The 18,115-nt window shown below is 59.5% G+C and carries 14 protein-coding genes; 4 read left to right on the top strand and 10 right to left on the bottom strand.

Going from position 1 to position 18,115, the window contains the following annotated elements:
* Window positions 1–5: 5 nt before the first annotated feature.
* Window positions 6–530, top strand: coding sequence for an invasion associated locus B family protein (locus ABID12_RS09665; RefSeq protein WP_319520035.1), 525 nt, complete (start codon window positions 6–8; stop codon window positions 528–530).
* 262 nt (window positions 531–792) lie between these two features.
* On the opposite strand, the gene ABID12_RS09660 is transcribed toward ABID12_RS09665, so the two are convergent.
* Window positions 793–1,407: a LysE family translocator gene (locus tag ABID12_RS09660; protein WP_354434043.1), complete on the bottom strand. Its 615-nt coding sequence runs from the start codon at window positions 1,405–1,407 to the stop codon at window positions 793–795.
* Window positions 1,408–1,508: 101 nt separating this feature from the next.
* Here ABID12_RS09660 and ABID12_RS09655 point away from each other — a divergent pair, with 101 nt between their 5' ends.
* Complete coding sequence (locus ABID12_RS09655) at window positions 1,509–2,375, top strand: LysR family transcriptional regulator (RefSeq protein WP_354434042.1); 867 nt, start codon at window positions 1,509–1,511, stop codon at window positions 2,373–2,375.
* 140 nt (window positions 2,376–2,515) lie between these two features.
* Here the strand turns inward: ABID12_RS09655 and ABID12_RS09650 are convergent, their stop codons facing one another.
* From ABID12_RS09650 to gyrA, 8 genes are all read right to left on the bottom strand, one after another.
* Entirely contained in the window at window positions 2,516–5,182 is a 2,667-nt protein-coding gene (locus ABID12_RS09650) for an autotransporter family protein (protein ID WP_354434041.1), read from the bottom strand.
* 447 nt (window positions 5,183–5,629) lie between these two features.
* Entirely contained in the window at window positions 5,630–6,763 is a 1,134-nt protein-coding gene (tgt, locus tag ABID12_RS09645; protein ID WP_354434040.1) for a tRNA guanosine(34) transglycosylase Tgt, read from the bottom strand.
* Window positions 6,763–7,839, bottom strand: coding sequence for a tRNA preQ1(34) S-adenosylmethionine ribosyltransferase-isomerase QueA (gene queA / locus ABID12_RS09640; RefSeq protein ID WP_354434039.1), 1,077 nt, complete (start codon window positions 7,837–7,839; stop codon window positions 6,763–6,765). The genes tgt and queA overlap by 1 nt, the downstream gene beginning before the upstream one ends.
* Before the next feature lie 256 nt (window positions 7,840–8,095).
* The gene (locus tag ABID12_RS09635) at window positions 8,096–8,605 is read right to left on the bottom strand and encodes a peptidylprolyl isomerase (RefSeq protein WP_354434038.1); all 510 of its coding nucleotides are present in this window, start codon (window positions 8,603–8,605) and stop codon (window positions 8,096–8,098) included.
* A 42-nt stretch (window positions 8,606–8,647) separates the two neighbouring features.
* Entirely contained in the window at window positions 8,648–9,226 is a 579-nt protein-coding gene (locus ABID12_RS09630) for a peptidylprolyl isomerase (RefSeq protein ID WP_354434037.1), read from the bottom strand.
* A gap of 36 nt (window positions 9,227–9,262) precedes the next feature.
* Entirely contained in the window at window positions 9,263–9,757 is a 495-nt protein-coding gene (coaD, locus tag ABID12_RS09625; protein ID WP_354434036.1) for a pantetheine-phosphate adenylyltransferase, read from the bottom strand.
* A 72-nt stretch (window positions 9,758–9,829) separates the two neighbouring features.
* Window positions 9,830–10,558, bottom strand: coding sequence for a class I SAM-dependent methyltransferase (locus ABID12_RS09620; protein ID WP_354434035.1), 729 nt, complete (start codon window positions 10,556–10,558; stop codon window positions 9,830–9,832).
* A gap of 83 nt (window positions 10,559–10,641) precedes the next feature.
* A complete protein-coding gene (gene gyrA, locus ABID12_RS09615; RefSeq protein WP_354434034.1) occupies window positions 10,642–13,431 on the bottom strand; it encodes a DNA gyrase subunit A in 2,790 nt (929 codons plus the stop codon).
* Window positions 13,432–13,666: 235 nt separating this feature from the next.
* On the opposite strand from gyrA, the gene ABID12_RS09610 reads away from it, so the two are divergent.
* Window positions 13,667–14,311, top strand: a complete 645-nt coding sequence (locus ABID12_RS09610; protein WP_106305298.1) for a MarC family protein — start codon at window positions 13,667–13,669, stop codon at window positions 14,309–14,311.
* 116 nt (window positions 14,312–14,427) lie between these two features.
* On the opposite strand, the gene ABID12_RS09605 is transcribed toward ABID12_RS09610, so the two are convergent.
* Window positions 14,428–14,940: a single-stranded DNA-binding protein gene (locus ABID12_RS09605; RefSeq protein ID WP_106305295.1), complete on the bottom strand. Its 513-nt coding sequence runs from the start codon at window positions 14,938–14,940 to the stop codon at window positions 14,428–14,430.
* A 246-nt stretch (window positions 14,941–15,186) separates the two neighbouring features.
* Between ABID12_RS09605 and uvrA the strand changes: the two genes are divergently transcribed.
* Window positions 15,187–18,108, top strand: coding sequence for an excinuclease ABC subunit UvrA (gene uvrA, locus ABID12_RS09600; RefSeq protein WP_354434033.1), 2,922 nt, complete (start codon window positions 15,187–15,189; stop codon window positions 18,106–18,108).
* Window positions 18,109–18,115: the final 7 nt, after the last annotated feature.

The raw sequence follows: 18,115 nt of genomic DNA, 5'->3' as shown, positions 1-18,115 counted from the left end.
TTCCAGTGAAGCATCGTCGTTTTACAGCCGTCATCGCGGCGGTCCTGTTTGGGGCCGCGCCTGTCGGTCAGACATTTGCAGCCTTGCCGGATGGCGCAAGTTCGCTGAACGAGACCTATCAGGACTGGCGCGTGACCTGTGTTTCCGACGGCACGAACGACCGCTGCGCCATGGTTCACAATCAGGTTGCCAAGGATTCCGGACAGCGGGTTCTGACGGTCGAGCTCAATGCTCCGGCAGCCGATCAGGCACAAGGCGTGCTGGTCATGCCATTCGGGCTGGCGCTGGCCGAAGGCGTCTCGCTGACGATCGATACGGACAGCGACGGGCCGACCTTCGGCTTTTCGACATGTTTGCCGCAAGGGTGCCTGGTGCCGATCCAGTTTGACGCAGCCATGCTGGACCGCCTGAAAAACGGCGGTGTCCTTCATGTCAGGGCAAAGCCGGTGGACGGCAGCGACCGCGTCGACATACAGGCCTCGCTCAACGGCTTCACCGCCGCCTTCAACCGCTTGAATGCATTGCGGTAATGATCCGAGCAGTTATTCACCAGTACAGCGGCAGAGATCGTTCGGCCGCTGTGTTTGGCTAGTTGGTGCGGCGAAGCCGCGATCTGACGACGTTGGTCGTTTATAACCCATAAGTTCCATAATCTACATTATGTGATTTATGTATGGCAATGGAAACGTGCTGTTCTAAGCGTTGGCAAGACGACGGGATACAGAGATCGCTAGGTGCGCGCTTCATCCCGGATGCTAGCCAACGCACACCCCTGAAATGGCTGGTACACAATCAACCTTTGACCGCTGTAAGCAGTCCTGCGCCCACAAGCCATCCTGCACCCACCCTATTTGCGATCCGGATATGACTGCGCCGTCCAAAATACCGGGATAATTTTGATCCAAGCAGAATCCATACTGCGTTGCTGAACAAGACGAGGCTAAGAAATGTGGCTTCGATAATGACGATCTGCGGGACAAGCGGTTGTTCCGGAGAGATGAACTGCGGTAGAAAAGCGACGAAGAAAACGATGTCCTTTGGGTTCAGTGCCGTCACCCAATAGGCGCTCCCAAATGCTTTCCATCCTTTAAGCGGAGCGCGACCAACTGCTGTCATGGGCTTCGCATCATCCCTCCAGAGCTTGATACCCAGCCACAATAAATAGACGGCACCAACCAGTTTCAGCGTCAGGAACAGGCTTGCCGAGGCAGCAAGGATTGCCCCTGCTCCAAGTAACGACAGCGACATCGCGGTGAAATCGCCCAATATGACGCCGGGCACGGCGGCCACCGCCGCCCTCGGTCCATAACCAAGCGTATAGCCCAGTAGCAACATGACTACGGGCCCAGGGATGACCAGCAAGGCAATACTTGCGCCGGCAAAGGCGAACCAGGTCTGTATTTCCATGAAAGCTCTCCGAATTTAAACTTCGATATATCTTCAGTTTTACGTCGTTTTCTGCCAATTTCACGGCAAATATTTTTCCTCTACGAAAGGAAAACTACGATATGAATTGGAGTAAAATGCCGTCGCTTTCTGCTTTGCGCGCCTTTGATGCGGTCGCCACACATCGGAGTTTTTCGAGGGCAGCCACCGGGTTGAATGTCACGGAGGCGGCCATTCGGCAGCATGTGAGAGGACTTGAAAATCGTTTGGGACTGGCTCTTGTCGAGCGGACAGGACGCGATATCAAGCTGACACCAGTCGGTCAAAAGTTGGCTGATGCGACACACGAAGGATTCGGCAAGATCCACTCCGCTGTCGAATTGTTGCTTGCCGAAGAGACACTGCGCCCGCTGAGAGTCACCGTACCGCCCTCATTCGCAGAAAACTGGCTCATGCCGAGGCTTGCTGAATTCTGGTCTGATCATCCGGAGATACGGATTGAACTCGTTCCAAGCCTGAATGTGTTGGATATGAAACATGAGCGGCTGGACCTGGCAATCCGCTATGGACACGGCGATTGGGGTGATTGCGAAAGTCGGTATCTCGTATCCGGCGAGTATCTTGTTGTCGCGAGGACTGACACGTTCTCAGACAAAACATGCGATGATCCTGCATCCTTGAAAGAGCAATGCTGGCTCTTCGAAACCGGACGCACGCAGCATATGCGTTGGGTGGAAAAGCATGGGATCGAGTTTAACGCTGCAACGCACCGACATTACCCAACAAATTCTTTGGTGCTTTCGGCACTCAGGGCAGGTCAAGGCATTTCCCTGCAATCAAGAGCGCTCGTTCAACGCGATATCGATAGCGGGCTCCTTTCTGTGCTCTATGCAGAACCCTCCGAAACCCTTGGATATCATGCAGTTGTTCCACCTGAGCCAAGCCCGGCCGTCAGAAAACTCCTGAAATGGTTGGAGAATACCACCTGATGAGGACTTTATGGCGGACTGCTTGAAACAGGATCGACGGTCGCTGCAGCACCTGCCTGCAATGCCGACATCAGAAAGAATGAGCTGCTTCCGTGTGGAAACAGCTCATTGGACGTTTTCAGGTTCGACGGCCGGGTTCGTCAGAAACTGACATCAAGGCGTGCATTGATGCTGTTCTGGGATACGCCGTCGCCAAACTGGCCGGTGTAGCCGAAACCGAGCGTTGCCTGTTCGGAGAGGGCAAAATCGACCCCTGCCCCGATCAGCGCTGCGTCCTGGGCAAGCGGAACACCGGTAACGGTGAATGGCGCACTGCCGACAAACGCCGCCGACGATGTCGGCGCGATATCGCCGAAGGCATGGCGCCATCCGATATCGAAATAGGCTTCGGACCCGCCCTGGCCCATCATTTCGAATGCGGCCGCGGCCCGCAGACCAAGCGTGGTGAAATAGCTGTTCGTTGATTGCGAGGCGACGCCGAGAGCCGCAGCCGTTGTCCCGGTTTCGGAGAAGCTGTCCGCATCCAGGCCAACATAGGCGATATTGGCGTAAGGCTCGACTTCGGTATTTTCAGCCGTTTCGGTGCGATAGGCGAGTTCGCCGAAGATCTGGAATGCGCCGGCATCGTAATCGCTCGACATCGTATCGTAGAAGCCCGGGAAACTGACGACGCGGTCGGCCGATACCGAATTCCACGTATAGGACAGGCCCGAGCGGAGAGCGAAGGCGCTCGCTTCGCCGGTCGGCCATTCACCGCCGCTGTAAGCGCCGATGGTGTAGGCGTCGGTATCGCCGGATGCCGGGCCCTTGTTGTCGAAGGATGTGTAGCCGTAGCCGGCCAGAACACCAACCTTCCAGCTATCGCCGATGGCACCGTCGATACCGGCCAGAAATCCGCCCGTCGAGGATTTCAGCGGGCCGGTATTGCTGTCGCCGTCATAATCGCTCCAGCCGCCATAGGCATAGCCCCAGGCGCCGAAGACATCGTCAGTCGTCGGGCTGGCCTCGGTGATGTCGGCGTCGTCCGGTCCATAGGCCATGACCTCGACAGAAGAGGCTGACAGGCCGCCGAAGGCCTGATGCAGACGTCCGTAAACCGCATCGCGGATATAGCGTGTCTGGTCGATCATCACCGTCTGGTTCGAGGCGTAGATTTCACCCGACAGGCTGTTATAGGACGTCGGCGCATCATCGACGGTCATCTTCAGCATGATGTCGCTGTAAAGCGCCGGCGGCGTTGCCAGACTGCCGAGCGTTTCCAGCGCATTGGCCACGGCAATCTGGTTCGGCGTTTCGGCAACGTTGGCGAATGAATGGCCATTGCGCTCAATCGTCAGGAACACCGTGTTGGGACCGTAGCTTAAAACAGGAGAAACAAAGGCATAATTGTCGATATTGTTCCACAATGAGTCTGATGACGAGAACGTGCCGTTCAGCCCGCCGGTTGCGGTGAGAATGACATAGTCATGGTTCAGAATATACCCGTCGATCGTGTCGACCACGACTGCGCCGGCCAGATTGGCAACGCCGCCAACCGCGATCAGGTCAGCATTGCCGCTGAGGTCAACCTCCGCCTCCACAAACGAACTTGAGGCCAGGTTGAGATCGCCGCCAACGGTGATCGTGCCGATTGAGTTTCCGGCGCCAATCGTGCCCGTGATGTTCGCATTGCCTGAAACAGCAAGGTTACCGCCAGCCATGGAGGTTCTATCGACATTCAGATTGCCGCCGATACGGATCGGGTTCTCAAGGCTGCCGCCGCTTGTCGCAGAGCGGTTTTCAAGGTTCAGGTCGCTGTTGAATGTGGTGCTGGGCAGGCCGGATCCGGATTGGAAATTTAACTGGCTGTTCTGTGCGTAGAAATGCCCTTCAACGGTTGTCTGCGGCTCGAAGTGCAGCACTTGGCGCGTCTGCGCATTTCCCCTGCTCGTTACGGAGCCGCTCAGCACCGCCCCCTGGGTAATGGTGACAGGGCCGTTATTGTTGATGATTGCCAGATCGTAGGGCGTATTGCCGATCTCGTTGATATCTTCGGGCAGAAACACGCCGGTCAGCAACCGCGACCAGTAAGACGTGAAATCCGTTTGACCGTGATTGCGGTTCTTCAGATACATGGCGAAGAACTGTTCGGGGCTCGTGCTGTCTGCCGAAAGGGCCGGTTCCCAGGTATAGATCAGCTCGCCGTTGAAAAAATACTGAACGGCGCTGCCGCCCTGCCCGTCGACATTGGTCATGACCCGCATATCAAGCGTGTTCCAGCCGGCATAATTGATCAGACCGGCCGTTTCGGGAAGATCGACCCAGCCATTGCTGGTGTTCGTATCCCAGACTTCAAGCCGCCCCTGCCCGTCACGGTTGGTAAACTGGATGATCGGAAAAACCGCATCATTGTCATTATAGTTTCCGGTCGCGACCTCTTCGTCGGTCATGGCCGAGCCCCACATGCTCGTGCGGATATAGTCGGTGTCGCTGCCGTTCTGCCAGCCATCTGCCACATAGAGATCGCCGCCGATGAATGAATCGCCCGGTGGAACGATCGTGGTTTGCGAATACCCTTCCCACTGATGGTAGCTTGTACCGCCGGCATCGGCGCCGACCGTTTCCAGCGCAAGAACATTCGTCCGGCCCATATAGTCGCCCAGCAGCGTGAAGGACGTGGTCGGATGACGGTCCACGTCCCAGTCGTTCGGGTCCGTGCTGATCGGATAATATTCGATCTTGTCGGCGAGCGCCGCATTCCCCAGCCCGCACAACAGTACCCCCGCATAGGCGGAGGATTGCAGAAATCTCGATTTCACAGTGGTCATTGCTGTCTCCCAGAAACGGCCGACGACACAGCGCGCCGACGGTAACCCGCCCTGCGCCCCTGCGGCGGGTGTTGCCCTGCCGCATGCAGTACCCATCGGGGCAAACCAGTCGGGTCATAAATTACGCGCAATCAAGCGCACACTGATCGTGTTGTATTATCGTTCCGGGAGAAAGTTTTATTTAGTGATATTTCTACTTATAAGAGTTTATAGTTGTTATTGTTGCAATAATAACACTTATATTTTATTTTATTAAAATAATATGTTTCAATATATCATGTATAAATCATTTTATACATGTATCTCTAATTTCGCATTGTCTCATAGACATAGACCACCCGGAGGTTTCCGGGCAGCCGCAGAAAGGCTGAAGAACGAGATTCGTCCCAACCAGAAGAATGCAATCATGCCTGGTTTGACCTCAGCTCAGCTGCCGAGGCTCAGCACTTAAAGAGCCGGGATATCGCCTCTTGCCCAGTCGTTCTGGGTTTCCGCCATGAACGTCGCATATCGCCCCTCGGCAATCGCGGCGCGGATGCCCTGCATCAGATACTGGTAGTAATGCAGGTTATTCCAGGTCAGCAGCATGCCGCCAAGCGATTCATTGGATCGCACGAGGTGGTGCAGATAGGCGCGGGAATAATCGCGGGCGGCCGGGCAGTCGCTTTCCTCATCGAGGGGACGCAAGTCCTCGGCGTGTCGGGCATTGCGAAGGTTCACCTTGCCGCGACGGGTGAAGGCAAGACCGTGGCGCCCTGCCCTTGTGGGCATCACGCAGTCGAACATGTCGATACCGCGCGCCACCGATTTCAGGATATCGTCCGGCGTTCCCACACCCATGAGATAGCGCGGCTTTTGCGCCGGCAGTTCCGGCAGCGTGGTCTCCAGCATATCCAGCATGACATCCTGCGGTTCTCCCACCGCGAGGCCGCCGACGGCGTAACCCTTGAGGTCGAGCCCGGCGAGACCACGGGCGGAACGGATGCGCAGGTCTGGGATATCGCCGCCCTGCACAATGCCGAACATGGCTTTTCCGGGTTGATCGCCGAAGGCCTCGCGGCAGCGTTCGGCCCAGCGCAGCGACATTTCCGTCGATTTCTCGATTTCCGGCCGTTCCGCCGGCAGGCGCACGCATTCATCCAGCTGCATCTGGATGTCGGAGCCCAAGAGCCCCTGGATCTCGATCGACCGCTCCGGGCTCATATGATGAACGCTGCCGTCGATATGCGATTTGAAGGTCACACCCTTCTTATCGTCGATTTCCCTGAGCGCTGCCAGCGACATCACCTGAAACCCGCCGGAATCGGTCAGGATCGGATGCGGCCAGCGGATCAGCGAATGCAGCCCGCCAAGCCGCGCCACCCGCTCTGCACCGGGTCGCAGCATCAGATGATAGGTATTGCCGAGGATGATGTCCGCGCCGAGATCGCGCACCTGGTCGAGATACATCGCCTTCACCGTGCCGGCGGTGCCAACGGGCATGAAGGCCGGCGTGCGGATTTGTCCGCGCGGCATTGTGATTTCGCCGAGACGGGCATCGCCGTCGGTGGTCTTCAGCGTGAAACGGAAGTCTTCGCTCATCAGTCTTTCCTGAACAGCAGGCTGGAATCGCCGTAGGAATAAAAACGATAGCCGGTTTCGATGGCATGGGCATAGGCCGCGCGCATCGTCTCCAGCCCGCAAAAAGCCGACACCAGCATGAACAGCGTCGATTTCGGCAGGTGGAAATTGGTCATCAGCATGTCGACAGCGCAGAAGCGATAGCCCGGCGTGATGAAAATACCGGTTTCGCCCTCCCACGCGCCGATTTCGCCATCGTCTGTCACTGCACTTTCCAGGAGCCGCAACGAGGTTGTCCCGACCGAGACGATGCGCCCGCCCCGCGCCTTTACGGCATTCAGCGCTTCGGCCGTCTCCGGCGACACGATGCCGCGTTCGAAATGCATCGTGTGGTCGTCGGTATCATCGGCCTTGACCGGCAGGAATGTCCCCGCCCCGACATGAAGCGTGACGAAATGCTGCTCGACCCCGGCCTCCTTCAATGCCTGCAAAAGCCGTGGGGTGAAATGCAGCCCGGCCGTCGGCGCGGCAACGGCGCCGTTCTCGCGGGCATAGACGGTCTGGTAATCGTCTCTGTCCTTGCCGTCTTCGGCGCGTTTGGAGGCAATATAGGGCGGCAGCGGCACATGGCCGACGCGCATCAGCGCCTCGTCGAGGGCGGCTCCGCGGGCGTTGAAGGATAGCACGACCTCGCCCCCTTCCCGCTTTTCCGCAACTTCGGCCTCAAGTATGGCGCCACCGTCGGCGGCAGTAAAACGCAGTTGGTCACCCGGCTTGATCCGTTTTCCGGGCCGCGCGAAAGCATGCCAGATATTATCCGCCTTGCGCAGATGCAGCGTCGCGGAGACCGCAACCGCCTCGCCGCCGGCACGGTGGCGAAACCCCTCGAGCTGAGCCGGGATCACCCTGGTATCGTTGAACACCAGCGCATCGCCCGGCCGCAGGAAGGCAGGCAGATCGGAAACGACATGATCTTCGAGTACGCCCTCGTCCCGATCGGGCCGCACCAGCAGCAAGCGCGCGCTGTCGCGCGGGTTTGCGGGGCGAAGCGCAATGTTTTCATCCGGAAGATCAAAATCGAAGAGGTCTACGCGCATTGTATCAAGACAACTCCAGAAAATCTGAAAACCCGCCGGCCTGTGCCGCGCGGGTTTATGGCGTTTTCACTTGCACGGTGTCATGCTCGGGCTTGACCCGAGCATCCAGTCACAGAGGACATGAGCGAGGTTAATACGCCCAAAAGTCTGCGCCATCGGGGCCGTCCAACACCGTCTCTCGTCGTGACGAACCGTGCATGGATCCTCGGGTCAAGCCCGAGGATGACACAGCAGCGGCAGGTGAGGCCCTTACGGCTCAGGCGTCCGCGGCAACCTTCATCGTGATGATGTGGTCGGGCTCGCGCACGGGCTCGCCGCGTTCGAAGGCGTCGACGGCGTCCATGCCTTCGATGACCTGACCCCAGACGGTGTACTGCTTGTCGAGCCAGGGGGCATCGGTGAAGCAGATGAAGAACTGGGAGTTGGCCGAGTTCGGGTTCTGCGAACGCGCCATCGAGCAGGTGCCGCGAATGTGGCGGACGGACGAAAACTCGGCCGGAAGGTCGGGCTTGTCCGAGGCGCCGGTTCCCGCGCGACCGGGGTTGAAGGCGTCGGAGCCCTTCTTGCCATGCTTCACATCGCCGCCCTGGGCCATGAAATCGGAAATGACGCGATGGAAGACGACGCCGTCATAGGCGCCCTCGCGGGTCAGTTCGCGAATGCGATCGACATGTTTGGGGGCAACATTCGGAAACGCTTCGATAACGACCTTTCCCTTGGTCGTTTCCATGATGAAGGTGTTTTCCGGATCTTTGATTTCGGCCATCTGGTTCTCCTGTGGCTGAGCTTGGTCGAAATGGGAGGAGGGTTACTGGCTGACAGTGGCGCTCAGGATCCGGTCGGGATCGCTGACCTTGCCGTTCTGCGCCGGATCGCCCTTCTTGATCTTGTCGACATTGTCCATGCCCTCAACGACTTCGCCGATAACGGTGTACTGGCCGTTGAGATGCGGAGCATCGTCGAACATGATGAAGAACTGCGAATTTGCGGAATCGGGGTTCTGCGAGCGGGCCATGCCGACCACGCCGCGCTTGAACGGAATTTCGGAGAATTCTGCCGGCAGATCGGGCATATCCGAGCCGCCCATGCCGGTGCGGCTGGCGTTATAGCCGTTTTCGGTATCGCCGAACTGGACATCGCCGGTCTGGGCCATGAAACCGCCGATCACACGGTGAAACACCACATTGTCATAGGCGCCGTCTGCGGCAAGCGCCTTGACGCGGGCGACATTCTGCGGCGCATCCTCGTCGAAAAGCTCGATGACCACCGGGCCTTCCGTGGTGTTGAGCGTCAAAAGGTCTTCACCGTCCTGGGCCTGCGCCGTGCCGGCAGTCGAGGCCGTCATCATCATCGTAGCGGCAGCCAGTCCTGCTATGGTCTTCCTCATGATGTTCTCCTTGAAAATCATTTTCTCACCCGGGCTCTAGCGCGGGAATTTTGCCTTCAGCGCGGTTGCCACATAATCCGGCACGAAGCGTTCCACGTCGCCGCCCATGGCAGCGACCTGCCGCACCAATGTGGCCGATATCGGACGGGAAAGTGCCATTGCCGGCAAAAATACGGTCTGCACGTCCGGCGCCATGGTCTGGTTCATCCCGGCCATCTGCATCTCATAGGCAAAATCGGTGGAATCGCGCAGTCCGCGAATGATCATGCCTGCGCCGTTTTCCCGTGCCGCATCGATGGCAAGCCCGGTAAAGGCCACCACGGAAACATCGCCGGTGCGGTGCGGAAGGTGCTCTGCGACGGCGCGCTGCAGAAATGCCGCGCGCTCCTCGAATTCAAACAGCGGCTTCTTTCCGGCATTGATGCCGATTGCCAGCACAAGCCTGTCGGCAATGTTGAGCGCCTGCAGCACCACATCAAGGTGGCCATTGGTCATCGGGTCGAAAGAGCCGGGGTAAAATGCCGTTGCCATTCGTCGCGCCTCGGTTTCGGTCCCGGCCTTTTGTCATGGAATGTGGCAGGCCGCAAGCCGCTTAAAAACGGTTCAGCCGTGATCCCGACCGTCAATATCGCTGCGGCGCGCCAGCCAGGCGCCCCAGAACAGGCTCGCAAAGAAGCGGACAGGGCTGACGAACCCCGCATCTGCCAGCAGTGAAAATACCGCTTCTTCCGACGGCGGCGGCTCGGCGCCCTGCATCAGCCTGCCCATCTTGGCCTGCACTTCGTCATCGGCAGCGCCGTGCATGCGCCAGCGGTTCGCCCATGCCGCCATCAGCAGGGGTTCGGAAGCGTAAGTGCGGTAATTGCCGGCAACGACCAGCAGGGCGCCGGGTTTCAGCCGCGTCGAAATCTGCGCCAGGATATCCTGCTTGGCGGTATCGCCCGGCAAATGATGCAGAACGCCGATCATGATGGCCGCATCAAACGGCGTATCCGGATCAATATCCGAAACCGCTCCGAGAACGGTCTCGACCCATTCCGACAGGCCGGCGTCTTTGATATGCGTCCGCGCAAGGTCGAGCATGGGTTCGGACGGATCGATGGCCACAAAATGCCATTGCGGCTCAAGATTTGCCGCGGCGATGATCTCACCAGCCGTTCCGCCCGCGCCAACCACGAGCACCCTGGCCGCGTGCCCCGCGCCGATTGCCGCCGACAGCATGCAGGCGGAGAGTTCATGGCAAGCGTCGTAACCGGCCAGCCCGATACGGCTCTGGCGGGCATATTCGCCGGCGCGCGATTGATCGAACTTGGCCGCCGAACCCTGTGTCATGCTGGTGTTCCTCTCCAAAGTGCTCCGCTCACGAAGAAGCCGGGCACAACGGCCCGGCTTCCTTTATTGCATGAGACTGATGATCAGACCTCACCGTCGCCCTCGCCGGTCTCTGCGGCAGGTGCGTCGGTGGCGACCTCTTCACCGTCTTCGACGGGTTCGGCCTCCTCCGGTTCGCTGATGACCTCGACGGACACCACCTTTTCGTCGGCGCCGGTCTTGAAGACGGTGACACCCTTGGTGGCGCGGCTGGCGATACGGATATCGTCCACCGGCACGCGGATCAATTGTCCGGCATTGGTCACCAGCATGAGCTGGTCACGGTCGAGAACCGGGAAGGCTGCGACCAGCCGGCCGATTTCATCGGTCTTCGACGTGTCGGTGGCACGGATGCCCTTGCCGCCACGGCCGGAAATCCGGAAATCATAGGACGACGAGCGCTTGCCGAAGCCCTTTTCCGTGACCGTCAGGATGAACTGCTCGTGGAATTTCAGTTCCTCGAAGCGTTCGTCGCCCAGCGTGCCCTCTTCCGAGACCTCCTCGCCGACAAGTGCGATATCCTCGCCCTCCCCGGTTTCCGAGCGGCGCTCGAGCGCGGCGCGCTTGAGATAGGCGGCACGTTCCCACGGTTCGGCATCGACATGGCTGACGATGGTCATCGAGATCACCTCGTCGCCTTCCGCAAGGCCGATGCCGCGCACGCCGATCGAATTGCGGCCGGCAAAGACGCGGATGGTGGGAACCGGGAAGCGGATCGCCTGGCCCATCGCCGTCGTCAGCAGCACGTCGTCATCCGGCGTACAGGTCCAGACCGACAGGATGCGATCATTCTCGTCGTCGAGCTTCATCGCGATCTTGCCGTTGCGGTTCACCTGCACGAAATCCGACAGCTTGTTGCGGCGTACGGTTCCGCGCGTGGTGGCGAACATCACGTCGAGTTCGGACCAGCTGTCCTCATCCTCCGGCAGCGCCAGAATGGAGGTGATCGCCTCGCCCTGCTGCAACGGCAGCATGTTGATCAGCGCCTTGCCGCGCGATTGCGGCGTGCCGATCGGCAAACGCCAGACCTTTTCCTTGTAGACAATGCCGCGCGAGGAGAAGAACAGCACCGGCGTGTGGGTGTTGGCCACGAACACGCGGGTCACGAAATCCTCGTCTCGCATTGCCATGCCGGCACGTCCCTTGCCGCCACGCCGCTGGGCGCGGTAGGTATTGAGCGGCACACGCTTGATGTAGCCGTTGCGCGAAACGGTAACGACCATATCCTCGCGGGCGATGAGGTCCTCATCGTCCATATCGGGGCCGCCCTCGAGAATTTCGGTACGGCGCGGCGTGCCGAATTCATCGCGCACGGCAACCATTTCTTCCTTGATGATTTCCTGGATCCGCACACGCGAAGACAGGATTTCAAGATAGGACTTGATCTCGTCGCCGATCTTGTTGAGTTCGTCGCCGATTTCGTCGCGGCCAAGAGCCGTCAGGCGCGACAGGCGCAGTTCCAGAATGGCCCGGGCCTGTTCTTCGGACAGCTGATAGGTGCCGTCTTCGCCGATCTTGTGACGCGGATCGTCGATCAGCAGGATCAGTGCCTCGACATCCTGTGCCGGCCAGTGGCGCTCCATCAACTGTTCGCGGGCCGTCTGCGGATCGGGCGCGCGACGGATCAGGCTGATGATCTCGTCGATATTGGCAACCGCGATGGCAAGACCGACCAGCACATGGGCGCGTTCACGCGCCTTGCGCAGCAGATATTTGGTGCGGCGGCTGACGACATTCTCGCGGAAGGCGACAAAGGCCTTCAGAATGTCGAGCAGGTTCATCTGTTCCGGCTTGCCGCCGTTCAGCGCCACCATGTTGCAGCCGAACGAGGTCTGCAGCGGGGTGTAGCGATAAAGCTGGTTGAGGATGACATCGGCGTTGGCATCGCGCTTCAGCTCGACAACGACGCGGTAGCCTTCGCGGTCGGACTCGTCACGCAGGTCGGAAATGCCCTCGATGCGCTTTTCACGCACCAGATCGGCCATTTTCTCGATCATCGTCGCCTTGTTCACCTGATAGGGAATTTCGGTGATGATGATCTGCTCGCGGTCGCCGCGCATCGGCTCGATGGTGGCCCGCCCGCGCATGATGACCGAACCGCGCCCGGTCTCGTAAGCCGACTTGATGCCGGCACGGCCGAGGATCTGCGCCCCGGTCGGGAAATCGGGTCCCGGAATGATCTGCATCAGTTCCGGCAGTTCGATCGCCGGGTTTTCCATGACCGCAATCGCGCCGTCGATAACCTCGCCGAGATTATGGGTCGGGATATTGGTCGCCATGCCGACGGCGATGCCGCCTGCGCCATTGACCAGCAGGTTCGGGAATTTCGCCGGCAGCACGACCGGCTCCGACAGCGTGCCGTCATAGTTCTCGCGGAAGTCGACGGTCTCCTTGTCGAGATCGTCGAGCATGGTATGCGCGACTTTCTGCAGCCGGCACTCGGTATAGCGTTCGGCCGCCGGCGGGTCGCCGTCGACGGAACCGAAATTGCCCTGCCCGTCGATCAGCGGCAGGCGCAGCGACCAGTCCTGGGCCATACGCGCCAGCGCGTCGTAGATCGCGGCATTGCCGTGCGGATGAAACTTACCCATGACGTCGCCGGTGATACGGGCGCACTTCATGTACTTCTTGTTCCAGTCAACGCCGAGCTCTGACATGCCGTAGAGAATGCGCCGATGAACCGGTTTCAGCCCGTCACGCACATCCGGCAACGCACGGCTGACGATTACGCTCATGGCGTAATCGAGATAGGAACGCTGCATTTCTTCCACGATGGAAATGGGCTCGATGCCTGGCGGGAGGCCCCCGCCCGATGGTGTCGTTTGATCAGTCAAAATGAATCACGATCTCAAGCTAGAATCATATCGCGTGTTTATAGCCGAATCCGGTCCCGAACGCCAATTTTGCAGGCCGTCTGGCGGCGGGAGACAGAGCTTTAAACAAAATTAATTCGTATTTGACGGCATAGTTGTGGCAGGGTGGCAAAACAGAAGGCGCAACGCCCCGGATTTTAAATGAATATTGGCGTTCCCGATGTTTTTTTGAAACCAGCAGAACCGGTAAATTTCGATGAATGAAGTGGGAACACTTCTGAGCGGTTTCACCACCTTGATGGTGACAATGGACCCGCCCGGCATGGTGCCGATCTTCCTGGCGCTGACGGTGGGCATGACCCGCGGCCAGCGCCGCCGGGTTGCTGTGCGCGGCGCGCTGATTTCGTTCTGCCTGCTCGTTGCCTTCGCGCTCATCGGCGACCGCATCCTCGGCGCGCTCGGCATTTCCATGAGCGCCTTCAGGATTGCCGGCGGCATCCTGCTGTTCTGGATCGGTTGCGAGATGATTTTCGAGAAGCGTCAGGAGCGCAAGGAAAAGACCACCGAAACCGCGATCACCAAGGACAATATCGCCCATCTTGCCGCATTTCCGCTGGCCATGCCGCTGATTGCCGGCCCCGGCGCGATCTCGGCCACCATCCTGCTGGGCTCGAAGATGGAAACGGTGCTGGACAAGCTGGCGCTGGTATTCGTGATCCTCATCGCCTCGCTGGTGGTGCTGGGCGCCATGCTGACGGCCGGCCTGATCGACCGGTTTCTGGGCGAAACCGGCCGCAACATTCTGACCCGTATTCTGGGGATGATGCTGACGGCGCTGGCCGTGCAATTCGTCATCGACGGCATGCAGACCGCCTTCAACCTGACAGCCGCTGCGACATGAAACTATTGCGGCGCGGCCCGATCAGGGGACGCGCCGGTTCAAGGCACCGAACGTGCGGCCGTCGGGAAACAGACCTCTTCCGCTCTATGCGTTGAGGGCCTTCCGCCTCCCGGAGATCAAAACGGAATGTCGTCGTCCAGATCCTGCGAGAAACCGCCGCCGCCACCGCCGCTGCGGCTACCGCCACCACCGGACGCCGGCTGCGAACCATAGTCGTCATAGCCGCCGCCCTGACCGCCGCCGAAGTTGCCGCCACCACCCTGGCCGCCGCCTTCGCCACGCCCGTCGAGCATGGTCAGCGTGGAATTGAAGCCCTGCAGAACGATCTCGGTCGAATAACGGTCCTGGCCGCTCTGGTCGGTCCATTTGCGGGTCTGCAACTGGCCCTCGATATACACCTTGGACCCCTTGCGCAAAAATTGCTCGGCGACCTTGCACAGGCCTTCGCTGAAGATCACGACCCGATGCCATTCCGTGCGCTCCTTGCGCTCGCCGGAATTGCGGTCGCGCCAGCTTTCCGATGTCGCCACCCGCAGATTGGCAATCGGCCTGCCGTCCTGGGTCCGCCGGATTTCCGGATCAGCACCGAGATTGCCGACGAGGATGACCTTGTTTACACTACCTGCCATGAAACCACCTGCTTTGGCCGCGAAAGCGGCTCTTGTAAGAATTTCGGGCCAGCATAGACGATCCGCCGCGTGACGACCAATCGCGGGCATGAAATCCACAATTAAAATGTTCTTTATTTGTTCTATATCGCTGCTATGATCCCGTCAACCGATTCATTTCCGGCGCCGTAATTCATTAAAACCTCGACAGCCAGCTCCTGCGAACTACATAAGAACCGATTTTCCCTTGCCGAGAAGCCGAAAGCTATGAGCGAACTCAAAAATATCTCCATTCGCGGTGCCCGCCAGCACAATCTGAAGGGCGTCGATGTCGACCTTCCGCGCAATTCGCTGATCGTGATGACCGGGCTTTCGGGCTCCGGCAAGTCGTCGCTGGCTTTCGATACGATCTATGCCGAGGGGCAGCGCCGCTATGTGGAGAGCCTGTCGGCCTATGCGCGCCAGTTCCTCGAGATGATGGAAAAGCCGGATGTCGACCGGATCGACGGTCTGTCGCCCGCCATTTCCATCGAGCAGAAGACAACCTCGAAGAACCCGCGCTCGACCGTCGGCACGGTTACCGAGATCTATGACTATATGCGCCTGCTGTTTGCGCGCACCGGCGTGCCCTATTCACCGACGACCGGCCTTCCGATCGAAAGTCAGACGGTGACCCAGATGGTCGACCGCATTCTGGCGCTGGAAGAGCGCACGCGGCTCTATCTGCTGGCGCCGCTGGTGCGCGGCCGCAAGGGCGAATTCCGCAAGGAACTGGCGGAGCTGATGAAAAAGGGCTTTCAGCGCGTGAAGATCGACGGCTCGTTCTACGAGATCGCCGAGGCGCCGAAGCTCGACAAGAAATACAAGCATGATATCGACATCGTGGTCGACCGCGTTGCCGTGCGCGCCGATCTTGCCACCCGGCTTGCCGACAGTCTGGAGACCTGCCTGCAGCTTGCCGATGGCCTCGCCATTGCCGAATTTGCCGACAAGCCGCTGCCGGAAGGCGAAACCGCGGCCGGCGGCTCAAAGAACAAATCTCTCAACGAAACCCACGAGAGACTTGTTTTTTCTGAGAAATTTGCATGTCCGGTTTCGGGATTTACGATCTCCGAAATCGAACCGCGCCTGTTCTCATTCAACAATCCCGTTGGCGCCTGCCCGACCTGTGACGGGCTCGGTTTCCAGCAGAAGATTGACGAGGGCCTTGTCGTGCCGGACCGGGCGAAGAAGCTCTCCGATGGCGCGATTGCGCCCTGGGCCAAGTCCTCGTCGCCCTACTACAAGCAGACGCTTGAAGCGATCGCCAAGCATTTCGGTTTCAAGATGACCGACCGCTGGGACAAGCTGCCCAAGACGGCAACCGACGCGATCCTGAACGGCACGGATGAAAAGATCGAGTTCCACTATGCCGATGGTGCGCGCTCCTACAAGACCACCAAGACCTTCGAGGGCATCATGCCAAACCTCGAACGGCGCTGGAAGGAAACGGATTCAGCCTGGGCGCGCGAGGAAATCGAGCGCTATATGTCAGCCGCCCCCTGCCCGGCCTGCAACGGCTACCGCCTGAAACCCGAGGCGCTTGCCGTCAAGATCGATAACCGCCACATCGGACATGTCAGCGAAATGTCGATCAGTGCCGCGCGCGACTGGTTCGAGAACCTGCCCGAACATTTTTCGCAAAAGCAGAATGACATCGCGGTGCGCATCCTCAAGGAAATCAACGAGCGGCTGCGCTTTCTAAACGATGTCGGCCTTGAATATCTGACGCTGTCCCGCAATTCCGGCACGCTTTCCGGCGGCGAGAGCCAGCGCATCCGGCTGGCATCCCAGATCGGCTCCGGGCTTACCGGCGTGCTCTACGTGCTCGATGAGCCGTCCATCGGCCTGCACCAGCGCGACAACACCCGGCTTCTGGAAACGCTGCAGCATCTGCGCGACATCGGCAATACGGTGATCGTCGTTGAGCATGACGAAGACGCGATTCTTGCGGCAGACTATGTGCTCGACATCGGCCCGGCCGCCGGCATTCATGGCGGCGAAGTGATCGCCGAAGGGCCGCCATCGGCAATCATGGCCAATCCGAAATCGCTGACCGGACAATATCTGACCGGCGCGCGCGCTGTTGCCGTGCCGGCCGAACGGCGCAAGCCGAAGAAGGGCAAGGCGCTGAAGGTTGTCGGCGCCCGCGGCAACAATCTGAAGAACATCACGGAAACCATTCCGCTCGGCGTATTCACCGCTGTCACCGGCGTTTCCGGCGGCGGCAAGTCGACCTTTCTGATCGAAACGCTCTACAAATCAGCCGCACGGCGGATCATGGGCGCGCGTGAAAATCCTGCGCCGCATGATCGTATCGAGGGGCTGGAATTCATCGACAAGGTGATCGATATCGACCAGTCGCCGATCGGCCGCACGCCGCGCTCCAATCCGGCGACCTATATCGGCGCCTTCACGCCGATCCGCGAATGGTTCGCCGGACTGCCGGAGGCCAAGGCGCGCGGCTATCAGCCTGGGCGCTTTTCGTTCAACGTCAAGGGCGGGCGCTGCGAGGCCTGCCAGGGCGACGGACTGATCAAGATCGAGATGCACTTCCTGCCGGATGTCTACGTCACCTGTGACGTCTGCCACGGCCAGCGCTATAACCGCGAAACGCTGGAAGTTCACTTCAAGGGCAAGTCGATCGCCGATATTCTCGAACTGACGGTCGAGGAAGGCGTGGAGTTCTTCTCCGCTGTGCCGTCGGTGCGCGACAAGCTGCAAACGCTGCAGGATGTCGGGCTTGGCTATATCAAGGTCGGCCAGCAGGCCAATACGCTGTCCGGCGGCGAGGCCCAGCGCGTCAAGCTCGCCAAGGAACTGTCGCGGCGCTCGACCGGAAAGACGCTCTATATTCTCGACGAGCCGACCACCGGCCTGCATTTCCAGGATGTCGACAGGCTGCTCGATGTGCTGCACAAGCTGGTCGAACAGGGCAATTCCGTCGTTGTGATCGAGCACAATCTCGAAGTAATCAAGACGGCTGACTGGGTGATCGATATCGGTCCCGAGGGCGGCGATGGCGGCGGCGAGATCGTCGCGACCGGCACGCCCGAGGCTATCGTGAAGGAAAAACGCTCCTATACGGGGCACTATCTGCAGGAGCTTCTGGAAAGGCGGCCGCAGAAGAAGACCGAAGCTGCGGAATAGGAGAAGC

It is taken from the genome of Martelella mangrovi, from assembly GCF_040545495.1.
Taxonomy (GTDB): domain Bacteria; phylum Pseudomonadota; class Alphaproteobacteria; order Rhizobiales; family Rhizobiaceae; genus Martelella; species Martelella mangrovi.
This window is presented reverse-complemented; position numbering and strand designations above follow the sequence as displayed.

What these genes read in the sequence shown, in the direction of transcription:
- ABID12_RS09660 (WP_354434043.1), bottom strand. Translation starts at nt 1,407, where the DNA reads ATGGAAATACAGACCTGGTTCGCCTTTGCCGGCGCAAGTATTGCCTTG.
- ABID12_RS09655 (WP_354434042.1), top strand. Translation starts at nt 1,509, where the DNA reads ATGAATTGGAGTAAAATGCCGTCGCTTTCTGCTTTGCGCGCCTTTGAT.
- ABID12_RS09650 (WP_354434041.1), bottom strand. Translation starts at nt 5,182, where the DNA reads ATGACCACTGTGAAATCGAGATTTCTGCAATCCTCCGCCTATGCGGGG.
- tgt (WP_354434040.1), bottom strand. Translation starts at nt 6,763, where the DNA reads ATGAGCGAAGACTTCCGTTTCACGCTGAAGACCACCGACGGCGATGCC.
- queA (WP_354434039.1), bottom strand. Translation starts at nt 7,839, where the DNA reads ATGCGCGTAGACCTCTTCGATTTTGATCTTCCGGATGAAAACATTGCG.
- ABID12_RS09635 (WP_354434038.1), bottom strand. Translation starts at nt 8,605, where the DNA reads ATGGCCGAAATCAAAGATCCGGAAAACACCTTCATCATGGAAACGACC.
- ABID12_RS09630 (WP_354434037.1), bottom strand. Translation starts at nt 9,226, where the DNA reads ATGAGGAAGACCATAGCAGGACTGGCTGCCGCTACGATGATGATGACG.
- coaD (WP_354434036.1), bottom strand. Translation starts at nt 9,757, where the DNA reads ATGGCAACGGCATTTTACCCCGGCTCTTTCGACCCGATGACCAATGGC.
- ABID12_RS09620 (WP_354434035.1), bottom strand. Translation starts at nt 10,558, where the DNA reads ATGACACAGGGTTCGGCGGCCAAGTTCGATCAATCGCGCGCCGGCGAA.
- ABID12_RS09610 (WP_106305298.1), top strand. Translation starts at nt 13,667, where the DNA reads ATGAATGAAGTGGGAACACTTCTGAGCGGTTTCACCACCTTGATGGTG.
- ABID12_RS09605 (WP_106305295.1), bottom strand. Translation starts at nt 14,940, where the DNA reads ATGGCAGGTAGTGTAAACAAGGTCATCCTCGTCGGCAATCTCGGTGCT.
- uvrA (WP_354434033.1), top strand. Translation starts at nt 15,187, where the DNA reads ATGAGCGAACTCAAAAATATCTCCATTCGCGGTGCCCGCCAGCACAAT.